Here is a 19,107-nt window from a genome sequence, read left to right as displayed (position 1 = left end):
GGGCACCCAGTCGGCCGTGCCTTAAAAACCTTCCGCATTTCCTGCGGAATTGCCGGAAGCGATCTGGAGCTATGCCGGTGATTTCAATCTCGCCGCCCATATGGCAAGGAACAGACCGGCCAGAACGGAAGCGAGCATCAGCGCAAGAAGGGCTCGCGCACTGTCGGTCTCCGGCATCATAAAACCTGTCATGGCGGTCAGCATAGCACCAGCTGCCACGACCATCGCACCGCTTACACCGGCTGCACTGCCGGCAAGTTCTTTGCGTATCGACATCGCGCCGGTATTGCTGCCTGGCATTGTGATGCCGTTGCCGATGCCTACAAAAATCGTGCTTGCGAAAAACAGCAAGGGTGAGGTGTGGCCTGCACTGAAGAGCACAAGGCCGACCGTAAGACCTGAACAGGCAATCAATCGACCTGCAATCATCATCGTGGTGAGTTTGAACCTCGCGCCGTACCGGCCCGCGATAAAGCCGCCAAACATGAAACCCAGTGTGATTGTGCCGATATAGATGCCGAGCTCAGCGGTCGAAACATTGAACGCGGCCATTGCGACGAGAGGCACCCCGGTCAAGAAGATGTAAAACGCACCGACGGTGAATGCACTGCAAAGTGAATAGGCCCAAAACAGTGGTTCCCGCATGAGCGCACTGGATTTAAGCGATGCACCATCTGACTGGTTTCGAGTGATCTGTCTTGTTTCACCCAGATCGAACCAGCAGATCACAAAAGAAGAAATCCGGACGCGGCATAGAACACAAACGTCGCGCGCCACCCAAAAGCTGTATCGAGCAGACCCCCGACCACCGGTCCCAGCATGGGCGCCAGGGCCATTGACATTCCGATATATCCAATCAGGCTGACCGCCTGTCCTTCAGAACGGGTGTCTCGAACGATCGCCATGGATAGCGTGTATCCGGCAGTCACTCCGCCTTGCAGCATTCGAAAAAACAGGAAGGTGCCGATGTCCTGCGACAAGACACAGCCAACAGAAGAAATTGCAAAGACCAAAACGGTGACCAGCAACACCGGGCGCCGTCCAATCCGGTCGGACAGGGGACCGACAATCAACTGAACAACAGCAGTAATTGCCAGATAACCGGAAATAGACCAGCTGACCGTGGCGAAATCCGTTTCCAGATCGAGAGCAATGCTGGTCAGCGAAGGCATGAACATGTTGAGCGAGAGTGGCGAGAAACCTGTCAACAGGATCAGCGTGAGCAAGTGGGGTGGTGTCTTGATCTTGTTCATGTTGGTTCAGCAATGCCGGAGACATAAAAAAACCCCGAACTCAGCCGGGGGCGCGGGACGACGGACGAGGGAAGCCTTATCGAACCACGCGTTTCACACACACCACGTTGAGGACTGGAAATTTCACGTATTGTCTCCTGTTGAGACAAGGCTAATCACATGTTTGCACCATTCACAACTGAAAGCTTGTCTGGGCTTTTGGTCTGCTCGCAGTTCTTGGTCTTCTAGAAACATCCATTAGGGCACAACGTGCAATCGGCCGGGTTTCAGAAGATATAAGCAATCGATCAAAAAAGAGGTTGACCCTGACACTAGTGTCAAGCCGCTAGGCCTGTCTGCTCATCAAGGCGAATACGCATTGCAGACAGGACAAATGAGAAATGAAACAGAACGACATTTGGCGGGATAAGGTCGCAATTGTAACCGGCGGCAGCTCCGGCATTGGCAGAGCAACCGCACTGTCGCTGGTGGACCAAGGGGCAAAGGTGCTGATTACGGGCCGTAACACAGACAGGCTTGCCGAGGTGGCGGGAAGCAGCGATGCAATTGAAACCGTGCAGGCCGACAGCGCCGATTTGGAGAGCGGCGCGCGCATCGTCGCGGCTGCAACCGGCCGGTGGGGTCGTCTTGACCTGATTGTCAACAACTCAGGTGCCGGTCAACCTCTGCCATTGGACGCTTATGACGCAGATGTCATTGCGAATATGTCCGCAGTAAATCTTGTTGCACCGTCTTTGTTGATCAAGGCGGGACATGCAGCTCTGGTCAAAAGCAAGGGAGCGGTGGTGAACATCGGGACAGCGGTATCTCGCAACGCTGCGCCGATGTTGGCGCACTATGCGGCAACCAAGGCGGCGCTGGAGCATTTGACGGCGTCTTGGGCCGTGGAACTGGCGGGAGACGGTATTCGGGTGAATGCCGTTGCGCCTGGGCCGGTCAAAAGCGGCGCCTTGACCGGTATGATGGGGTTGCCGGAAGAGATGGCTCAACAAATCGAAAAACAGGAAGCTGATCAGGTTCCGCTCGGCCGCAGAGGCGTGGTTGCCGACATTGTGCCTTGGATATTGCGACTGGGCAGTTCGGAAAACCAATGGCTGACCGGTCAGACGGTGACCATTGATGGTGGTTGGAGTTTGCGAGGCTGAGAGTGTTCGTGGTCCGGGTGGATGGGTCTCATTCGCCCGGACCACTTGAAGCACGGACCAGAGATTGACACATGTGTCGGGGTCGTTCGAAAGGGGATTGAGATGCAGGCCAAGGAAGCGGCGGAAAGCCTCGGCATTACGCAACGCATGTTGCGTCACTATGAGAATGAGAGCTTGATGGAGGTTGCGCGAGCGGAAAACGGCTACCGGCACTATAGTGAGACCGACCTGCGCCGCGCGGCTCGCATCCGGGACTTTGTGGCAATTGGGTTTTCCACCCGGGAAATCCGCGCAATGCGCGCCTGTTTGTCGGATGAAGGGGCTGGCCCATGTGAAGGCGGCATCGACAAACTGCTGGAAAAGCTTGAGCATATCGATCGGCTCAAGGCCGACCTGGACGAACGCCGTTCTGCAGTTCTCGAACGTCTTCAGGTATTGCGGAAAAGCCTTTCCCTTGCTGACACCCAAAACGAGCCACCAGTCGCAGTGGCCGACCGTCTTGCTTCCAGATATGGGCATGCTGACACGAGCCATGGCGAGCCGGGGCAAAACCACACAACGCTGGACTGACTGGAAACGCTGATTTCCAAAGTAAAATGGACGGTCGTTGATCCGGTGCAAGCGCTTCGGCTTGAAGCCGAAGCGCTGTTTACTCAACGATTGTAAACCGCCGTGATGGTTGAAGAAGCGAGGCTGTTGGCATTGACCATGAAGCCTGCCAGTGCATTGCTGACAGAATTGTCCAGGTCCAGTTTCGTGCCCAGTGCGTGAACAGTGAATTGGTAACGATGCACCTCTCCTGGAGGCGGGCATGCGCCGCCAAAGCCGGTTGCACCATAGTCGTTGGTCAGCTCGACACTACCTGACGGCAACGTTTCACCTCCCGGCAAACCTGTGACGTCGACCGGTATGTTGAACGCGAACCAGTGCCACCAGCCGGAACCGGTCGGTGCATCCGGGTCGTAGACGGTCACGGCAAAGCTTTCGGTGCCTTCCGGCGCATTGGACCAGGTGAGCGTCGGCGCGGCGTTGCTGCCTTCACAGCCAAATCCCTGGAAGACGTAGTCGTTGCTGAGCTGTTGGCCTTCAGCGATGTCGGGACTGGACAGGGTGAAGCCGTCAGCCAGCGCCGGGCCGGCCATCGTTGCGGCCAAAAGGGCTGGAAGAACCATGTTGCGGATCATGTCGATTTCCTTTCCGGAAAGTTGCGATGTTGATGAGGCCGAACTTAGCCTTCACACCAAACTGACGCTTCCGGTTGGCAATCAGGAAATGTCAAATTTCGATCAATCTGTCGATAATCGGATGTCTTTTGGCTTAATTCCGAATCTTTTTCGAAAAGCATCTGAAAAATGAGACGGCGTTTTGAACCCGCAATCCAGTGCGATCTCGGACACTTGTGCATCCGTCGTCTGCAGAAGACTCAATCCGTGCTCCAGGCGCGTGTGCAGCAGGACCTTTGCAAATCCTTGTCCTGTCGAAGCCAGCCAACGGCGCATTGTTGCTTCGCTCATGGCAAAGTGCTGTGCAACTTCCTTTGCCATCCAGGGGTGGCTCAAATCGGTTTCGATCAGGCTGCGCACCTGACTGATCGGTTCATCCTGAACTTGCGTTGGCAACTGAAATCCTTTGCTGCGCAGCCACAACAAAGGTTCAAGCAGGCGATGCTGCCTAATGGTCTCCGGCAGACCTTCATTTGCCAGTGTTTCCTGGATCAAATTCAGGATTTCAGATGGATTGTGGTCCGCAGCACGCACGATCTGAACATCCGAGGCAGCTTTCGACCTTGGCAGATCCGAGAAGACCGCATCGACCAGATCGTGGGTGAAACACACTCCCAAGGCGCGATAATCATCATCCATCACCGGTCGGTTTTCCATAGTGACAATGGATCCTGGCGGGAAGATCATCAGGTCGCCTTCCTCGCCCAGCATCTCACCTTGTTTTGAACTCACGATAAATTTGCTGCCGCGCTGGATAAAGAAGAGAAATGTCAGCCGGAAATAGAGCTCTGTAAAAGTCGCCGTTGTGGCCTGTGTGATCGGGTAGATCGAGACCTTTGGGACTTCGGGCTTGCAGGCATCGCCTGTCTTTTTTCGTCTACTCATCTGTGCGCCTGAAACTCGATTATGCCCCTTGGACTATATCGCAGTTTGTTGGTTTCAGGCGACGTCTCGCAAGGTTGCCGGCAGGCCGTTTGACAAGAGCGCACCACCTCCCGGAGCGACTTCTGTCAGGTTCAGGTTGCGCAAGATCTGTCGCGTGGTCGCCACCGCTGCTGATAGCGTCGGCAATCCGGAAGCGCGTTCGATCATTTCGATTGACGGCAACGATGGCATCTGCACGCAGGCAGAGGCAATGATTGCATCAACACCGCGCACGTCTAACTTGCGCCACAGCTCAGAAGGGGCTGTGGGATCTTGCGACGCGACGTCCAGATTGTCCGGGATTTCCAGTGCCAGGAAGTCCTGCACTTCAATCCCCTCGTTTTCAATGTAATCCACCACCATCCTGGTGAGCGGTTTCATGTAGGGACAAATGATGGAGACCTTCTTTGCGCCCAGCTCCTTCAAGCCGTCGATCAATGCGCCCGCAGAGTTCAAAACGGGTGTCGCGCATCCATTTTCTGCTGCAGCCTTTTCCAGCTTTACGCGTGATTGTCGATGGTAGCCATGACCCATGGACATGATGGCGACAAGGCAAGCGTATGCCTGCACTTCGACCGCAGCATCAGACAGTTCCACAGCGCAGCGTTCGCTGTCGGAATCCATGGCTTCCAGCTCTTCCTTTACGACGCTCTTCATGCGCATCCGGGACGAATGGAAAGTGAAGCGGTCCGGCAGGATCGTTTCGCGCGCTTTCAACAATGCCGGAATCTCGGTTTCCATGGTCACGTTGGAACTGGGAACGATCAAACCAACGCGGCGGTAATGGGTGGCAAAGGACATGGTACTTCCTTTCAAAGACGGAGTTATAGAGCAGGGCCCATGACAGCTTCGGGCAGCCAGGTGGCGATGCCGGGGAAGACGCAAAGCAGCACAATCGCAATCACCATGCAGGCGACGAAAGGCAGTGAGCCGCGCAGGATGGTCTTGAGCGAGATATCGGGAGCGATACCGTTGATCACATAAAGGTTCAGACCGACGGGTGGGGAAATCAGCCCGATCTCCATATTGATGGTCAGGATCACTGCAAACCAGATCGGATCAAATCCCGCCGTTGTGATGATGGGCAAGAGGATCGGTGCGGCCATCAGGATGACGGCAACAGGCGGCAAGAAGAAGCCTGCAATGATGAGGAAGATGTTGATCGCGATCATCAGAACCCACGGGTTCACATCCAGTGTGCCGATCCAGGTCGCGATGCTCTGCGTGATAAAGAGGCTCGACAACATGTATGAAAACACACCTGCCGCCGCAATGATGAACAGGATCATCACGCTCTCTTTTGTGCTGTCCTGCAGGATCATCCAGATCTTGCGAACGTCCCACAATTTGTAGATCGCAATCGCAATTGCGAGACACAAAATAGCGCCGACGGCGGCAGTTTCAGATGGAGTAGCGACGCCGCCATACATCGTGTAGAGCACTCCGACGATGATGGCGATGAACGGCAATACCCTCGGCAGAACTTCAAACTTGGCGCTCCAGGAATAGGTTCGCGCAGTCAGCAATGAGGTGTCGCCAGACCTCCAGGTCGCAAAAAGCGACCAGGCCATGAACAGCCCCACCAACAAGAGCCCTGGAAACACTCCGGCGAGGAAGAGACGGCCAATCGAGGTTTCTGTTGCGATGCCATAGACGATCATCGTGACGGAAGGCGGGATCAGGATGCCAAGCGTGCCTCCTGCTGCGATGGAACCAGTTGCAATACCTTCGGGATAGCCCCGTTTGCGCATCTCTGGGATGCCCATCTTGCCGATGGCAGCACAGGTGGCAGGGCTCGATCCGGACATTGCTGCGAACAGCGCGCAGGCGCCCAGGTTCGAAATCACCAGCCCCCCGGGACACGGGTCAACCACCTTTCCAGAGCTTCGTAGAGGTCCGCTCCGGCGCGTGTCGAGGCGATGGAGGCTCCCATGATGATGAACATCGGGATGGACAAAAGGGCGAAGCTGTCGAGCTTGCCGAAGAAGATTTCCGGCATCAGCTCAAGTGACCGCATTCCATCGAAAACGACCAGAAAACCTGCCGAAACAATCAAAAGTCCTACGGCGACTGACACGCCCGAGAAAAGAACAAGGATGGTGCAAACGCCGACCAACGTGCCAAGAATGAGAGGGTCCATGGCTACGCCTCCAGGCCGAATGGTGTCTCGGATTTTGTCAGCAACGCGACCAAATCCGCGAAAAGTTGCAATAGAAGCAGACCAAATCCGACAGGGAGCGACAGATAGGGGATCCATAAGGGAACGGCTGTAACCGTGTCGGAGGTCCAACCGCGCGACAGGGCAAAGTGCCAATACTCGTAGCCAAAAAACAGCATCACCGCAGTAATGACGATGGATCCGCAAAGAGTTAGACACGCCAGGCTGAAACGGGCCCGAGCGCGGAGCGCCATCGGGATCAGATCAACGTTCACGTGACCCCGTTGACATTGCACGAAAGGCAGTCCGACCAGGGTTGCGGCAATGACGAGATAAACGACGATCTCGGTCTGCCAAACTGTTGAACCATTCAAGACAAAGCGAACGAAAATCATTTGGCAGGTCAGGATCACTGCGCCCAGGATCATTGACGCCGACGCCCAGCCAGCAACAGTTGATATTATTTGAACGGTACGGACAAACGGATTTGTGCTTGCGGGCTGCACATAGGTCGAGGGAGCATGGCTAGCCATGTCGCACTTCCTTTCAATCGCGGGGGAAAAAGCCGGGGCCTCCGAAAGGATGCCCCGGTATGGCCGGGCATCACTCTACTGCGAGGGCCTTGTCCAACAGCTCCTGGCCACCTGGAACATCATCAACAAAGGCCTTGTAGGACGTGTTCTGTGCAAGGGCTTGCCAGGCCGCGAAGTCTTCCGCTGTCATTTCCGCGATCTCGACACCTGCTTGCCGGAAAACGTCGACCGATGCTGCATCCTGCAGCTTGGCCTGTTCCAGGTAGAATGCTTCGGCCTTCTTCGCGGCATCAAGCAGAACGGCTTGTTGCTCGCTTGTAAGACCCTCGAAAGTCGATTTGTTCATCAGCAATGGCTGATACAGAAACCAGAGAGCGATGTCGGAGGCGGGCGTGTAGCACGAGACCTGTTCAAAGATGCGATACGACACAAACGAAGAAGAAGATGTGTTGGCGGCATCCAAGACACCTGTCTGCATGGCCGAATAGATTTCAGATGACGCCATTGAAGTGATCGATGCACCCGCGCCCACGAGCATTTGTTCGAATGATTTGCCGGCCGCACGCGTTTGCAGGCCTTCAACGTCTTTGGGATTGGTGATGCATTTGTCTTTGCCGACAAAACCACCGGCAAGATATCCATGGACAAGCACCATGACGTCATCTTCGGCCATCTTTTCTTCCAGCGCCGCCATAAAGGGAGACTGGCTCAGACGCGCGGCGTGGTCATGGTTTTTAACAAGGCCGGGCATGAGCGTAAGGTTGAACGATGGTTGCTGTCCGCCTGCATATGACAGCGGAAAAACGGCCATGTCCAGTTGGCCGCGAGATAGAGGCCGATACTGCTCCCTGGGTTTGAAGAGCGATTTCGACGGAAAAATCTTGATCTCCAGATCGACATCCGCTGCGGCCACTTCATCTGCAACGATCTGGGCCACCTTGTGACGCACATCGCTCGTTGACCACTGGTGGGACAAACGAAGTTCTTCAGCCTGGGCTGTGCCTCCCAAAAGCATCAGGGTCAGCGTCGAAGTTTTCAAAAGATTGTTCATGACGGTTCCTCCTTATGGATGCTTAAGTAGCTTATATGTATACATATAGCAATTAAAAATATTCATATAAGCTATTTTTGTATGGAAATGACGGCCGGCAAGCTGTAGAAGAACCGAAGAAAGGACGGACAATGGCTCGCGCTTCCGACACGCTCATTGAGCAACTAAAACATGAGATTTTCAGTGGCTTGCTGAAGCCGGGTGACCAACTCGAAGAGGCGGATTTGGCCAAACGTTTCGGCGTGAGCCGCACACCGATCCGCGAAGCCATTCGGTCTATGGTTGACACAGGTTTGCTGGAGACCCGGCCTCGCAAAGGGGCGATAGTGCGCGTTCTGACAGCCAAAGAGCTTAATGACCTTTTTGAAGTCGCTGCTGAACTCGAAGGCATGGCTGCACGCTTGGCCAGTGAGAACCTGACAGCATCGCATCGAAAAATGATCCAGTGTGGATTGCAGCAATGCGTCGACGCAGCCGATGCAGAGGACATCCCTGAATACGCGAAGGCGAACCTGGCATTTCACGCAGCCATTCATCATGCCAGCGGCAACGAATGGCTCTGCGATCAGCTGGAACAGATCCAGGCGCGCATCAATGTCTACAGATTGATGCCATATGAGGTCGTTGGCCGATTGGAGAAATCCGTCGAAGAGCACCAGGCCATTGCAGACGCGATTTTCGGCAAGAACAGCAAAGCCGCAAATGCGCTGATGCGAGACCATATGATGCTTCAGGGTGCGCGGTTGCCAAGTCTGTTAAGGGCAATGGAAGACTTCTAAAACCCGTTGAACGGCAAAAGCTCTGACACCCGGTCGCAACGCTCACTGATCTCCGGACAATCGGCGATGCATTGCGTCCGGGCGGCTGAAGATCTTCGAGGATGAAAAAGTCTGATCAGGGAGAGGTTGCAGCGGTTCAATTGCCTGACAGCTTTCTCTCCCGGTACTTTCAGAAGACAAAGCGCACCAAAACTGCCGGTATGCCGGCACAAGAATTGAAATGGCCAAGGCGCGGCCACCGTCAATTTAATCTTTCTATTGCCCTGCCAAATCTGACGCTGACTGGGTTTTGTCGCTTGAGGCGAACCGGGTCCTGATCAATCAGCCGGTTCGCGTTTGGACAGGACGCGGTCGACCAGGCCCCAGTCCAGAGCTTCTTGCGGTGTCATGAAATGGTCCCGGTCCATGGCACGTTCAAATTCCTCAAATGATCGGTTGCAGTGTTCAGCATAAAGCCGTGTCATGTGTTGTTTTGTGCGAAGGATTTCTTCCGCGTGAATGGCCATGTCGGAGGCCTGGCCCTGGAAGCCGCCGGATGGTTGGTGGATCAGAATGTTGGCGTTGGGCAGCACCGACCGTTCGCCTGGTTCGCCGGCCATTAGAAGAAACGAGCCCATGGACCTTGCCGTTCCCATGCAAAGCGTGTGAACAGGCGCCTGAATATGGTGCATGGTGTCGTACATCGCAAAGCCGCTGGTGACCATGCCGCCCGGTGAATTGATATAGAGCTGAATAGGCTTCTTCGGACTTTCCGCTTCCAGAAACAGCAACTGTGCACAGACAAGCGCTGACACCGTGTCGTTGACTTCACCGTTGAGGAATATGATCCGGTCCCGAAGCAGTCTGGAATAGATGTCGAAAGAACGCTCGCCTCGATTGGATTGTTCCACGACCATAGGGACGAGTTGTGCCGCTTCGCGCATGGGCGAACTCCTGTGTCTTGTTGATGTCGATTGTCAGATCAGCGTCAGGCAGCGAGCATCATGGTCGGCTCGTTGTTGTTTGCTGCCTTCGGCTTCATCGGTATTTGACGTGTGCCGGTGAGACGATGGACGATGGTAAGAATGCTGCCGCCGTTTTCTTCAGGCCTCAGCTGAAATGCCACGACACTTTCAAGATAGGGCGGCGTGCTGTCCTTCATTCGGTAGGAAACCTCTTCACCTGCAACTTCGGCAAGAGGCTCTGTCTCGGCAAGGTCTTTGCCGGGCAACCACTGCTCTCTAAATTCGGGGATCGTAATGGCCCGCCAGACCTTCTCCGGCGGGGCGTCGAGTTCGTATTTTAAGATGAGATCGCTGGTTTCACTGCTGGCAAGGATATCTACAACAGCTTCTGCGTCCGGGTCCTGGTTGCTCACTGATCCATGTCCTTCAAGAGAGTTCTCAACGCATCCATGCGTTCTGGCCAATAGGCACGATATTTCGCAAGCCAGTTCGCAATCAAAGCCAGCCCGTCCGGGTCGACTTCGTAGTTTACGAACCGTCCCTTCCGTTCCTGCCGTACCAGCTTTGCCTGGTGAAGGACGGCGAGGTGCTGCGACATTGCAGGTTGGCTGATCTTCATACCGTCACGCAAGGAACTCGCATTCATGCTGCCAGTCGCCAGTTTCTCAAAAATTGCGCGCCGTGTCGGGTCTGCCAGAGCCCTGAATATGTCATTTTCTGTCATGGCAATACATAAGCATGTACTTATATAATTTGCAAGCTGCGTCTGTTCAGACGTGTTTAAGAGTGCGAGCGCCAGGATGTGAAACGACCCTTTTGGTGAGCCGCACAATTGCTGCGAACACGGCGATTTAACCTATGACGCAAGTTTGATCGAGCGCAGCATTGGCTGCTAGGAGCGGTTTACCAGCCCGTTGAGCTGGGCTTGTCGGGGCTTGGAACCTCAGCCTTATCATCACCACGAAGTTTTGATTGGTTTGGCGCGCGAATTTGCGGTGCATTGCAACCGTTCAATAATTAATCGGGAGTCGATGATGTCTAAAACTACTCTTGCAGCGATGGTTGGCGCAGGACTTATGGTCGCCAATGCGGGGGCCGCTCTGGCAGAAGACAGCACGCTTGTCCGGGTCTCAAGTCCGCATTCCGTTTCAGAAACGATCGACAAGTTGAGTGCCGCGGTCGAGAACGCCGGGGCGAAAGTCTTTGCGCGCATTGATCATGCCAAAGGCGGCGAGAGTGTTGACATGGAAATACCCGACAACGAGGTTCTCATATTTGGCAACCCGAAGCTCGGGACGCCAATTATTCGCGACGCCCAAGCAGCAGGCCTTGATCTGCCGATCCGGGTGTCTGCAGTTGAAACGCCTGACGGCACCATCATCTTGTATCGCTCCCCGGAGGCTTTCGCCGGTTCGCATGGCCTGCCAGCAGATCATCCGTCCGTCGTCGCGATGACTGGCGCGCTCAAAAAACTGACGTCAAAGGCAGCGGAATAGCAGCCTGAGCCAAGACACGTACCTGATATCCGCCTGCCTTCAAACGCAGGCGGGTGCAGGTGGTCAGGCTCGCACCTCGTCCTGTTCTGTCGAAGGTCTTTGATTTGTTCCAGGCATTGGCCGAAATTCTTCCTGGAATTCGAGTTTTATTGTTTCAGCGCGTGTTTTCCGCTAAAAGTTAGCCGGTTAAATACCGAGCTCTTGATGATCGATAAGTGCGGCCTTTTCGGGACTAAATTCCACGCTTTGCCCGCAAGAAACAGTGCCTGCCTTTAAAACCTTGGCATAGATACCAAAGTCGACGTCAAAATCACGAACGATCGATTTCAGTATCCTTGGGTCGAATTCCAGGTCCTCCTGCTCAGCCGTCACCATTCGGCACCGTTCCGTTTTATGGGTGACCAGCAGCTTGGATAGACAAGCCCGGGAGATTGCAACCCCGGCAGAAAGATGTCTGGGATCTCCAGAACATAGCTTGCCATTGCAAGGCGGCGATGTTGAGGAACTCTGCTCTTTGAAATTCTGCTGTATCCCTATGGGAGCTTGACATTCAGTCAGGAAGGTCAGATATTTCTGTCATGACAGAATTTACTGACATAGCCAAGAATTCTTCGAAGGAAAAGTTCATCCTGTACTGGGGGGACATGGGTAGCCAATGGGGAGTCAATCGTTCGGTAGCGCAGATCCATGCATTGCTATACCTCAGCGCGGCTCCTTTGAATGCAGAGCATATTTCTGAAGAACTCGGCATTGCACGTTCAAATGTGTCCAACTCTTTGAAGGAACTTGTTGGTTGGCGTCTCATTCAACGGGTTCCTGTCGCCGGAGACAGGCGAGAGCATTTTGTGGCTGAAACCGATGTTTGGGAAATGGCACTATTGATCGCAAGGGGGCGTAAGGAACGGGAAATTGACCCGGCCATCCGTGCGATTGAGATCTGCGTGGATCAAGCGCGTGGAGAAACGGGGATTGACCCCGTAGCCTTGAAGCGCATGCAGGAAATGCATGACTTTTTGACAACAGCTGACCGATGGTCGGCTCAAATGTTGAGCGTTCCCAAATCGAAGCTCGCCACTTTGATGAAGATGGGGGACAAGATCTTTTCGCTCTTGAAGATCGGCGGTAAGTCCAAGAAATAGACGGGCTTTTTATTTGAGCTAAAATTTCTCTTTATACAGAAATAACGGACACAACAGGAGGGAGTGCAAAGATGAGAAGGAACAGCCCCGCTTTGTGCCAATCGGCAAACTCATTGCCCGAGACATATCAGGATCGCCGTTTTCGCGATCTTCTGGGCGAAGCGGCCTGGTCAGCGCTTCCATCTTCAGTCAAACGCCGATTTGGCAAAAGGCTCAGCGGAGGTGCGAGTGTCGTCTATCAGGGACGGGTCGTTTCGATCCGCATGAACCTCGCCGGCCGGTTGCTGGCCCAGGTTGCGCGTTTGGTCGGTGGTCCGCTGCCCTTCGACCTGTCGTCGGCCAATCAGCCTGCGGTCGTATCGGTAACTGAAGACATTGCGGGTGATGGCCAATTCTGGATTCGCCAATATGGACGCGCCGCTGGCTTTCCTCAGGTCATTCACAGCTCGAAGCGCTTTGCCGGACCGACCGGCATCGAAGAATACATAGGGGCAGGGATGGGCATCGCCTTGCGGGTAAGTGCGTCAGGAGATGCGCTGATCTTTGAAAGCGACCACTACTTTGTGCAGTTGGGGACGAGACGCCTGCGCCTGCCAGTCTGGTTTGCGCCCGGCAATCTGACCATCACCCACCGTGATCTGGGAAAGAAGAACTTCGTTTTTTCGCTCACCTTGAAGAGCCGTTTATTCGGGGAACTCATCCAGCAGGACGCGCTTTTTCATGACAAGGAGGATGACTGATGGACAGTCCCTTGCTCTGGTGTCTGATTTCCATTCAGATTTTCATGGGTGGTTTCGACACAATTGTGCATCACGAAGGCAGCGAGCGGCTGGCCTGGCGCACATCCCAGAAAACGGAATTGCGTTTGCACGGCATCCGCAATTTCTTCTACGCGATTATCTTCCTGTGTTTCGGTTGGACCGAACCACATGGATTTTTCACAGTTGCCCTGACCTTCATTCTGCTCCTTGAAGTGCTGATAACACTTTGGGACTTTGTCGAGGAGGACCTGACCCGAAAACTGCCCTGGACCGAACGTATCAACCATACATTGCTGGCATTGAACTACGGTGCAATTCTAGCCCTGGCCGCGCCGGTTCTCTGGGATTGGTCCTTGCGCCCCAGCGCGATCTATCCAGCCAACTACGGCTGGTGGAGCGCGATGGCAACGCTGGCTGCCCTGGGCGTCGGTCTTTTCAGTGCGCGCGATTTGCTTGCTGCCTCCAGAAGCGAAAGACTTGAAAGGGGGAACCCGGCTGTCCTGGCCGCAGGTCTGCCACCGCGCCTACATATTCTTGTTACTGGCGGGACGGGGTTTGTCGGCAGGCGGCTTGTTGAATGCCTTGTTGCTTCCGGTCACTTTGTGACCGTTCTGACGCGAAATTTGAAAAACCTCGATGAGCTTGCGCATCCCGTTCGCGTGATTACGAGCCTTGATCAAATTCATAATGCAGACCGCCTGGACGTTGTCGTGAACCTTGCAGGAGAACCTGTGGCAAACGGCCTCTGGACGGCGAGGAAACGGGCTGTGATCATCAATTCACGGGTTAAGACCACCAAAGCACTTCAAGAGCTCATCAGACGACTGGACTGCAAACCGGCCTGTCTTGTCAGTGGATCTGCGGTTGGCTGGTATGGTTTGCGGGGAGATGAGCTTCTCACAGAAGACACCGATCCGGATCCGGCATTTGTCCATGAAGTATGCGATCAGTGGGAACGATCAGCGGCTGCAATCGGCCAGCTAAATGTTCGTGTCGTCATCCTTCGGATCGGTCTCGTCCTTGGCGTGGAAGGTGGCATGCTCGCGAGGCTCCTGACACCATTCGAGTTCTTCGGAGGTGAGGTGATAGGGACTGGCCGGCAATGGATGTCCTGGATCGAACGTGATGACCTGATCCGTGTCATTGTTCGTGCGATGTCTGACGATACCTTGAGAGGAGCCATCAATGCCACGGCGCCCGAACCGGTCCGCAACACCGAGTTCACCAAGGAACTTGCGCAGGCGCTCTCCAGAACCGCGATCCTGCGGTTTCCGGCCTGGCTTCTGTCTTTTGCGTTGGGAGATATGGGCCGGGAGACAATGCTGGCCGGTCAGCGCGTGGTGCCCTCAAGACTGAGCCAGTCCGGCTTCAGGTTCCGCCATCCGCGTCTGGCGCCAATGCTGCGGGCGATTTCCGGCGCACGCCAGTCATTACCCGCCCGTGCGGAGCAGGGCATTCGATCTGCAGCATGACCTGTAGCCGCAGTGACGAGAGGCGCGGGGGCTTCAATCTCGCGCCTATCTTCAACGGGTTCTGCGATTTCCGGTATGGATCGGCACCACGAAACTGAAGATGCTCTAAAAACCGAAGTTCAAGATGTCATCATAGTCTCCCCCGCCAAGTTGATCGGCCGCTGCGAGAATGCGTTCCATGACACCATTGCTTTCCAGCCAGCGGCCGATTTCCAATGCTGCATCCGGGTGGTCATCGAGGAAAGCATTGTCATAAATCAGTTCGCTGTCCCTCATCTGCAGCTCCATGCGTAGGCTGGCCAGATGAACGCCCGTGATCGGGCCGGTGACGCGGTCGATCACTGAAAGCGCACGCTTCAGGTCGCCGCCCGCTAGGACGATCATGGCAAGGATCGCGCCAATGTCGAATTCTAACCGGTACCCGACGGGCCATTTCAAAAGACGTCCCTGCCGGAGACTGGCCTCCAGAAAGGCATCGAAGAATGTATCGACCGTTTCGATTTCATCTTCCGGCCAGTTGTTCCGGTATCCGTCCAGCCTGCGGAGGCAGAATTCAAGGTCGAGCGGCGAAGGCGGTTGGCACTGTGCGATCAGGTCGAAATACCTTGGCAAAAAATATTTGAACTCGATCTCTATCTGCCCACGATCGTAGCCGTGCGCGGAATTGGTATATTCCGACAAGAGGTCGACGCCGATATTCTTTAAGGGAAGACTGGAGAGTTTCGCGGCGACCTCAGGCATCATGCATGAGGGGCAATCGCAATGGACAATTGTTCCGGAAAGGCGGTAGCGCCCGAAAACCGCATATGCATTGTCGACGGCGTCTTGGAGAGGCGCTGTAATGACTGGTTCAATCTTATCCCAAAACATAACCGAAGCGCTCCTTTGCAAGGTCCGCTAAAGGCTGCTTGCATGCCCGTGCAAGGTCCGGCGGCATCCCTAGGATCGCCCAGTAAAGGGGATTGACCGCGCTGTGAAAGCCCGCAAACCAATCGGGGTTTCTTCGCCGTTTGCGCCTTGAGCACAATCGTTCACCGAGCGGCCGGAACGCAAATTATTATAAACGCATACCTTAGCGCCAAGGACTTTTCGGGTCGAGACAATCCGGTTTCACGTTTGCGGCTAACAGCGGGCGAGGTGTCCCGATATCGCGGGTAGGCTGTGTTGTGCGCTAACAGGCACGGGTGACGCTTGCGCGCGCAACAGAAGAAAACGTCGCAAGGGCTTTCTCTTTGTCGTTCCGGTATATGACCGTCGCCCCTTCGATTTCAGAGCCGGAAACGGTGATGGCCCGCTGTCCCTTCGTATCATCAACATCGATCGTGAAGGCGATTGCCGCGCCTGGGGCAAGATCTGAAATGCTCAGTTCGATCTTTGTCTGGCCGTCCAGCACATCGGGTACTCTTGCAAGAGCATCGGCCCCCTCGATCAGTTCGAACGGTTGGAACACTTCGACGCCGGCCCCTTGGTCCGTGACGTCAAAAATCAGACCGGCCGAAGACGTTGCAAGGTCAAGTGTGATGGATGAATTGGTTATGGAACACACTCCGATGTTTTCGAACCGAAACGCGTCCTTGGGAGCGCCTTCTTTAAAATCGACGCGCAAATCGGCTTGGGCGGCACTCGACAACAAGAGCGCAGCGGCTGCAATCGACGTCGCCGCGAGATGCTTTGTGAAATTCATGACGGCCTCCAACATAAAACAAACAATGCTCGAGATACGTCCCGCCGCTGAAAGCGGATCATCGCATAGCCACCGGTATTGGCATAGTTGCCGCTCGTAACCTTACGGGTTGAGAACGATCACCTTGGTCTGGCCACCATTGCAGGTGTAACAGCAGCTTGAGCAACGGTTCCGGTTCTTGTAACCGACACCCCAATAAAGGTTTGAGCGGTTGCGAACCCACGCGCCGTAGCAGATCTTCTCGCCGTTCCGGCAGGAGATGCTGATCGTTTTGACGGAATAATCGTCGAGCACGTAAATCTTGTTGTTGCCGGGCCAGACGTGTCCTCGGCGGCTGTCTGAATAAAGTTCAACATCCACGATTTTCGAATGTTTGCTTTCAAATCGCCAGACCAGTGTTTCTGCCGAAACAGGTGCAACGCTGGTAACAAGATAAACAAACGAGAACACCAAAATTACGGCGCTCACCAGCCCCTTACGCATATCAACCCCCATTGAAGACTGGCCGGCAATTCTTGTTTCCTTTGTGTCAGCCCAGATCAAGAGTATGAGGATAATCAAAGGTTAACGCAAGGGAATGGGCCTGTTGCGGTCATATGAACGACATGTTCAAAGCATGCGGTGTGACGAAATATGGCAATCATTTTAATGCGGCTTTGCGCGGTCAGGGCTTAGGCTGCGATCAGTCAACGAGGAGGATAACCCGTGTCTTCAGCCGTCAGATTGCTTGTTAGAGCTGATGATGCAGGATCGTGCCATGCATCAAATGCCGGGTGTCTGGATGCATGTCTCAACGGAATTGCTCGCAGCGTCGAGGTCATGATGCCCTGTGCTTGGATTGCGCATGCCGCCGAAATTTTCAATGAGCGGCCACAAATTGACATCGGCATCCATCTGACGCTCTCAAGCGAGTGGGATCGTATCAAGTGGCGGCCATTGACGGCCGCAAGGAGCCTTGTCGACCCCTCTGGCAACTTTCTTCCGCTTCTGTCATCGCGCTCAGGGGATGAGCGCGGTGCCTTGCAGGACGTTGATTGGCGTCTGGATGAAGTCGCGGCGGAATTTCGGGCGCAAATCGAACTGGGCGTTCACACGTTTCGCAGCGCCAGTCATGTCAGCGCTCATATGGTCAGGCACTTTGCAGACTTTGATCCCCGGCTTGGTGAAATCATACGCGACCTTTGCGAGGAGTTCGGCCTGAAGGACGATGCATTCGGGCACGGACTTCCACGCATTCAAGGGTATCCTCCAACACCACGTCTGACTGAAAATCGTGTAGCGGCGTTTTGCGAAAACTTGTTAGAACTGAATGCGGGCACTTACATCTTTATCGATCATCCAGCCATTCAGTCCGATGAACTCGCCATGTTGGGGCATCAGGGTTACGAAGACGTCGATCGGGACAGATGGACCTGCCTTGAAACGCTGAAAAGCCCGCTCGTTCGTGAAACAGTCGAAAGGCTTGGAATTGACTTGATCAGTTACCGTGACCTTTAGGCTTTAAAAGTGCCTGCTTTTGTCCAGTCAATCGCCGTGTCCTTGAAAGAGGTGATAATTGACTGCCTCATAGGCCGGGCAAAGCTTGTGGCGATAGGTTTGTCGGGCGACTAGCTGAACCAAAAGAGACAGATTGCGGTTTAGGCCGTTGCCTGGAGCCAGTCCCGAAAAGCCGCCACAGGCCGCGTTAACGTGCGCGCGGGCGAGCGGACGAACCAGTAGCCGGTCTCCAGCTCAAGCACTTTCCAGTCCGGCATGATCAAATGCCCGGCCTCAAGTTCCTGGGAGACAAATCGCCTGTCGATCACGATTGCTCCCATACCTGCTATGGCGGCCTGGATTGCAAGGTCCCGGCTTTGCAGGACCATTCCGGAATTCAGGTCCGGGTGGCTGAGGCCTGCAGCCTTCTGCCAAACCGCCCAATCGTTGCGTCTGGATGCGCTGTGCAGCAGTCTGAGTTTCAGCAGAATGCCCGGGTCTGCCGGATCCTTTCCGCTTAAAAGGGCAGGCGCCAAGGCAACCGCCAAATGTTCCTGCCAAAGCAGATGGCTTTCAACGCTGGGCCAGTTGCCGGTCCCGAGACGAATGGCGCAATCGTAGTTTTCCCGGTCGAGGTCAACCATGCGCGTCGAGGCCGACAACAGCAACTCCACATCGGGTTGGCTATCCTGAAAGGACGGCAAGCGCGGGATCAGCCAGCGCGTGGCAAATGTCGAAACTGTGCTGATCCTGAGTTCGGTGCGTCCGCGCCGCCGGAAACTGTCGACAGCCTCTTCAATGCGGTCGAATGCATCGCCAAGGCTCAGCGCAAGTCGTTGTCCTTCTTCTGTCAGCGTCAGGCCGCGTCCGTCCCGATTGACAAGTGTCGCGCCAAGCTCGCTCTCAAGTTTGCGCATCAGGTGTGACAACGCGGAAGGTGAGACGCCGAGCTTTTCCGCTGCCATGGCAGCGCGACCATGGCGGGCCAGCAGGGAAAAGGCATGAAGTGCGCGCAGGGACGCCATAAGCCATAGAACTCCGTCGTTGAGTTTTCCTCAATCTAGCGAAG

23 protein-coding genes and 1 pseudogene are annotated in these 19,107 nt (G+C 54.8%); 8 read left to right on the top strand and 16 right to left on the bottom strand.

The features are described from left to right. Nucleotides 1-69: 69 nt before the first annotated feature. A complete protein-coding gene (locus tag ACZ1HV_RS11040; RefSeq protein WP_472718104.1) occupies nucleotides 70-729 on the bottom strand; it encodes an MFS transporter in 660 nt (219 codons plus the stop codon). Further along, nucleotides 726-1,253, bottom strand: coding sequence for an MFS transporter (locus ACZ1HV_RS11035; protein WP_472718103.1), 528 nt, complete (start codon nucleotides 1,251-1,253; stop codon nucleotides 726-728). The genes ACZ1HV_RS11040 and ACZ1HV_RS11035 overlap by 4 nt, the downstream gene beginning before the upstream one ends. 380 nt (nucleotides 1,254-1,633) lie before the next feature. Between ACZ1HV_RS11035 and ACZ1HV_RS11030 the strand changes: the two genes are divergently transcribed. Together ACZ1HV_RS11030 and ACZ1HV_RS11025 are read left to right on the top strand one after the other, a co-directional pair. Next, complete coding sequence (locus ACZ1HV_RS11030) at nucleotides 1,634-2,398, top strand: SDR family NAD(P)-dependent oxidoreductase (protein WP_472718102.1); 765 nt, start codon at nucleotides 1,634-1,636, stop codon at nucleotides 2,396-2,398. Between the two features lie 21 nt (nucleotides 2,399-2,419). Further along, a complete protein-coding gene (locus ACZ1HV_RS11025) occupies nucleotides 2,420-2,968 on the top strand; it encodes a MerR family transcriptional regulator (RefSeq protein ID WP_472718101.1) in 549 nt (182 codons plus the stop codon). 83 nt (nucleotides 2,969-3,051) lie between these two features. On the opposite strand, the gene ACZ1HV_RS11020 is transcribed toward ACZ1HV_RS11025, so the two are convergent. The 6 genes and pseudogenes from ACZ1HV_RS11020 to dctP form a co-directional block, all read right to left on the bottom strand. Continuing rightward, complete coding sequence (locus ACZ1HV_RS11020; protein WP_298960403.1) at nucleotides 3,052-3,582, bottom strand: YbhB/YbcL family Raf kinase inhibitor-like protein; 531 nt, start codon at nucleotides 3,580-3,582, stop codon at nucleotides 3,052-3,054. Nucleotides 3,583-3,684: 102 nt separating this feature from the next. Further along, nucleotides 3,685-4,506: a helix-turn-helix domain-containing protein gene (locus ACZ1HV_RS11015; protein ID WP_472718100.1), complete on the bottom strand. Its 822-nt coding sequence runs from the start codon at nucleotides 4,504-4,506 to the stop codon at nucleotides 3,685-3,687. Between the two features lie 54 nt (nucleotides 4,507-4,560). Beyond that, on the bottom strand, nucleotides 4,561-5,346 hold the full coding sequence (locus tag ACZ1HV_RS11010) for a maleate cis-trans isomerase family protein (RefSeq protein ID WP_298821227.1): 786 nt from the start codon (nucleotides 5,344-5,346) through the stop codon (nucleotides 4,561-4,563). A 23-nt stretch (nucleotides 5,347-5,369) separates the two neighbouring features. Further along, nucleotides 5,370-6,685, bottom strand: a pseudogene (locus ACZ1HV_RS11005) (TRAP transporter large permease). A gap of 2 nt (nucleotides 6,686-6,687) precedes the next feature. After that, complete coding sequence (locus ACZ1HV_RS11000; RefSeq protein WP_472718099.1) at nucleotides 6,688-7,236, bottom strand: TRAP transporter small permease; 549 nt, start codon at nucleotides 7,234-7,236, stop codon at nucleotides 6,688-6,690. A 70-nt stretch (nucleotides 7,237-7,306) separates the two neighbouring features. Beyond that, nucleotides 7,307-8,287, bottom strand: a complete 981-nt coding sequence (dctP, locus tag ACZ1HV_RS10995) for a TRAP transporter substrate-binding protein DctP (protein ID WP_472718098.1) — start codon at nucleotides 8,285-8,287, stop codon at nucleotides 7,307-7,309. Nucleotides 8,288-8,418: 131 nt separating this feature from the next. Here dctP and ACZ1HV_RS10990 point away from each other — a divergent pair, with 131 nt between their 5' ends. Continuing rightward, on the top strand, nucleotides 8,419-9,066 hold the full coding sequence (locus ACZ1HV_RS10990; protein WP_298821222.1) for a GntR family transcriptional regulator: 648 nt from the start codon (nucleotides 8,419-8,421) through the stop codon (nucleotides 9,064-9,066). A 317-nt stretch (nucleotides 9,067-9,383) separates the two neighbouring features. Here ACZ1HV_RS10990 and ACZ1HV_RS10985 read toward each other — a convergent pair whose 3' ends face one another. Genes ACZ1HV_RS10985 through ACZ1HV_RS10975 form a run of 3 tightly spaced genes read right to left on the bottom strand, consistent with a single transcriptional unit; the run spans nucleotide 9,384 to nucleotide 10,734 of the window. Next, nucleotides 9,384-9,989: an ATP-dependent Clp protease proteolytic subunit gene (locus ACZ1HV_RS10985; RefSeq protein ID WP_472718097.1), complete on the bottom strand. Its 606-nt coding sequence runs from the start codon at nucleotides 9,987-9,989 to the stop codon at nucleotides 9,384-9,386. A gap of 44 nt (nucleotides 9,990-10,033) precedes the next feature. After that, nucleotides 10,034-10,423: an SRPBCC family protein gene (locus ACZ1HV_RS10980; protein WP_472718096.1), complete on the bottom strand. Its 390-nt coding sequence runs from the start codon at nucleotides 10,421-10,423 to the stop codon at nucleotides 10,034-10,036. Beyond that, nucleotides 10,420-10,734 (bottom strand): ArsR/SmtB family transcription factor, encoded by a 315-nt coding sequence (locus ACZ1HV_RS10975; RefSeq protein WP_298960385.1) that lies wholly within the window; start codon nucleotides 10,732-10,734, stop codon nucleotides 10,420-10,422. The genes ACZ1HV_RS10980 and ACZ1HV_RS10975 overlap by 4 nt, the downstream gene beginning before the upstream one ends. A 310-nt stretch (nucleotides 10,735-11,044) precedes the next feature. Between ACZ1HV_RS10975 and ACZ1HV_RS10970 the strand changes: the two genes are divergently transcribed. Further along, complete coding sequence (locus ACZ1HV_RS10970; protein ID WP_298821213.1) at nucleotides 11,045-11,506, top strand: DUF302 domain-containing protein; 462 nt, start codon at nucleotides 11,045-11,047, stop codon at nucleotides 11,504-11,506. A gap of 186 nt (nucleotides 11,507-11,692) precedes the next feature. Here the strand turns inward: ACZ1HV_RS10970 and ACZ1HV_RS10965 are convergent, their stop codons facing one another. After that, nucleotides 11,693-11,911 carry an MOSC domain-containing protein gene (locus tag ACZ1HV_RS10965; protein ID WP_472718434.1) on the bottom strand — a complete coding sequence of 73 codons (219 nt, stop codon included), beginning with the start codon at nucleotides 11,909-11,911 and terminating at the stop codon, nucleotides 11,693-11,695. A 173-nt stretch (nucleotides 11,912-12,084) separates the two neighbouring features. On the opposite strand from ACZ1HV_RS10965, the gene ACZ1HV_RS10960 reads away from it, so the two are divergent. The 3 genes from ACZ1HV_RS10960 to ACZ1HV_RS10950 all read left to right on the top strand — a co-directional run bounded on the left by ACZ1HV_RS10960 (nucleotide 12,085) and on the right by ACZ1HV_RS10950 (nucleotide 14,878). Beyond that, nucleotides 12,085-12,645: a GbsR/MarR family transcriptional regulator gene (locus tag ACZ1HV_RS10960; protein ID WP_472718095.1), complete on the top strand. Its 561-nt coding sequence runs from the start codon at nucleotides 12,085-12,087 to the stop codon at nucleotides 12,643-12,645. Nucleotides 12,646-12,716: 71 nt separating this feature from the next. Further along, nucleotides 12,717-13,385, top strand: coding sequence for a DUF4166 domain-containing protein (locus ACZ1HV_RS10955; protein WP_472718094.1), 669 nt, complete (start codon nucleotides 12,717-12,719; stop codon nucleotides 13,383-13,385). Continuing rightward, complete coding sequence (locus tag ACZ1HV_RS10950; protein ID WP_472718093.1) at nucleotides 13,385-14,878, top strand: TIGR01777 family oxidoreductase; 1,494 nt, start codon at nucleotides 13,385-13,387, stop codon at nucleotides 14,876-14,878. The genes ACZ1HV_RS10955 and ACZ1HV_RS10950 overlap by 1 nt, the downstream gene beginning before the upstream one ends. 105 nt (nucleotides 14,879-14,983) lie before the next feature. Here the strand turns inward: ACZ1HV_RS10950 and ACZ1HV_RS10945 are convergent, their stop codons facing one another. From ACZ1HV_RS10945 to ACZ1HV_RS10935, 3 genes are all read right to left on the bottom strand, one after another. Then, on the bottom strand, nucleotides 14,984-15,748 hold the full coding sequence (locus ACZ1HV_RS10945) for a hypothetical protein (RefSeq protein WP_298821205.1): 765 nt from the start codon (nucleotides 15,746-15,748) through the stop codon (nucleotides 14,984-14,986). 301 nt (nucleotides 15,749-16,049) lie between these two features. Further along, entirely contained in the window at nucleotides 16,050-16,562 is a 513-nt protein-coding gene (locus tag ACZ1HV_RS10940; RefSeq protein ID WP_298821203.1) for an aggregation factor core, read from the bottom strand. 102 nt (nucleotides 16,563-16,664) lie between these two features. Next, a complete protein-coding gene (locus ACZ1HV_RS10935; RefSeq protein ID WP_298821202.1) occupies nucleotides 16,665-17,045 on the bottom strand; it encodes a hypothetical protein in 381 nt (126 codons plus the stop codon). Nucleotides 17,046-17,267: 222 nt separating this feature from the next. Here ACZ1HV_RS10935 and ACZ1HV_RS10930 point away from each other — a divergent pair, with 222 nt between their 5' ends. After that, nucleotides 17,268-18,059 carry a ChbG/HpnK family deacetylase gene (locus ACZ1HV_RS10930; RefSeq protein WP_472718092.1) on the top strand — a complete coding sequence of 264 codons (792 nt, stop codon included), beginning with the start codon at nucleotides 17,268-17,270 and terminating at the stop codon, nucleotides 18,057-18,059. Nucleotides 18,060-18,199: 140 nt separating this feature from the next. On the opposite strand, the gene ACZ1HV_RS10925 is transcribed toward ACZ1HV_RS10930, so the two are convergent. Continuing rightward, nucleotides 18,200-19,063, bottom strand: a complete 864-nt coding sequence (locus ACZ1HV_RS10925; protein WP_472718091.1) for a LysR substrate-binding domain-containing protein — start codon at nucleotides 19,061-19,063, stop codon at nucleotides 18,200-18,202. Nucleotides 19,064-19,107 lie beyond the last annotated feature (44 nt).

The sequence above is a fragment of the Roseibium sp. JB4-4 genome (assembly GCF_055693425.1).
This window is presented reverse-complemented; position numbering and strand designations above follow the sequence as displayed.

Bases quoted from the DNA above. Each gene is read 5' to 3' on its own strand.
- ACZ1HV_RS11035 (WP_472718103.1), bottom strand. From the start codon at position 1,253: ATGAACAAGATCAAGACACCACCCCACTTGCTCACGCTGATCCTGTTG.
- ACZ1HV_RS11030 (WP_472718102.1), top strand. From the start codon at position 1,634: ATGAAACAGAACGACATTTGGCGGGATAAGGTCGCAATTGTAACCGGC.
- ACZ1HV_RS11025 (WP_472718101.1), top strand. From the start codon at position 2,420: ATGGGTCTCATTCGCCCGGACCACTTGAAGCACGGACCAGAGATTGAC.
- ACZ1HV_RS11020 (WP_298960403.1), bottom strand. From the start codon at position 3,582: ATGATCCGCAACATGGTTCTTCCAGCCCTTTTGGCCGCAACGATGGCC.
- ACZ1HV_RS11015 (WP_472718100.1), bottom strand. From the start codon at position 4,506: ATGAGTAGACGAAAAAAGACAGGCGATGCCTGCAAGCCCGAAGTCCCA.
- ACZ1HV_RS11010 (WP_298821227.1), bottom strand. From the start codon at position 5,346: ATGTCCTTTGCCACCCATTACCGCCGCGTTGGTTTGATCGTTCCCAGT.
- ACZ1HV_RS11000 (WP_472718099.1), bottom strand. From the start codon at position 7,236: ATGGCTAGCCATGCTCCCTCGACCTATGTGCAGCCCGCAAGCACAAAT.
- dctP (WP_472718098.1), bottom strand. From the start codon at position 8,287: ATGAACAATCTTTTGAAAACTTCGACGCTGACCCTGATGCTTTTGGGA.
- ACZ1HV_RS10990 (WP_298821222.1), top strand. From the start codon at position 8,419: ATGGCTCGCGCTTCCGACACGCTCATTGAGCAACTAAAACATGAGATT.
- ACZ1HV_RS10985 (WP_472718097.1), bottom strand. From the start codon at position 9,989: ATGCGCGAAGCGGCACAACTCGTCCCTATGGTCGTGGAACAATCCAAT.
- ACZ1HV_RS10975 (WP_298960385.1), bottom strand. From the start codon at position 10,734: ATGACAGAAAATGACATATTCAGGGCTCTGGCAGACCCGACACGGCGC.
- ACZ1HV_RS10970 (WP_298821213.1), top strand. From the start codon at position 11,045: ATGTCTAAAACTACTCTTGCAGCGATGGTTGGCGCAGGACTTATGGTC.
- ACZ1HV_RS10960 (WP_472718095.1), top strand. From the start codon at position 12,085: ATGACAGAATTTACTGACATAGCCAAGAATTCTTCGAAGGAAAAGTTC.
- ACZ1HV_RS10955 (WP_472718094.1), top strand. From the start codon at position 12,717: ATGAGAAGGAACAGCCCCGCTTTGTGCCAATCGGCAAACTCATTGCCC.
- ACZ1HV_RS10950 (WP_472718093.1), top strand. From the start codon at position 13,385: ATGGACAGTCCCTTGCTCTGGTGTCTGATTTCCATTCAGATTTTCATG.
- ACZ1HV_RS10945 (WP_298821205.1), bottom strand. From the start codon at position 15,748: ATGTTTTGGGATAAGATTGAACCAGTCATTACAGCGCCTCTCCAAGAC.
- ACZ1HV_RS10940 (WP_298821203.1), bottom strand. From the start codon at position 16,562: ATGAATTTCACAAAGCATCTCGCGGCGACGTCGATTGCAGCCGCTGCG.
- ACZ1HV_RS10935 (WP_298821202.1), bottom strand. From the start codon at position 17,045: ATGCGTAAGGGGCTGGTGAGCGCCGTAATTTTGGTGTTCTCGTTTGTT.
- ACZ1HV_RS10925 (WP_472718091.1), bottom strand. From the start codon at position 19,063: ATGGCGTCCCTGCGCGCACTTCATGCCTTTTCCCTGCTGGCCCGCCAT.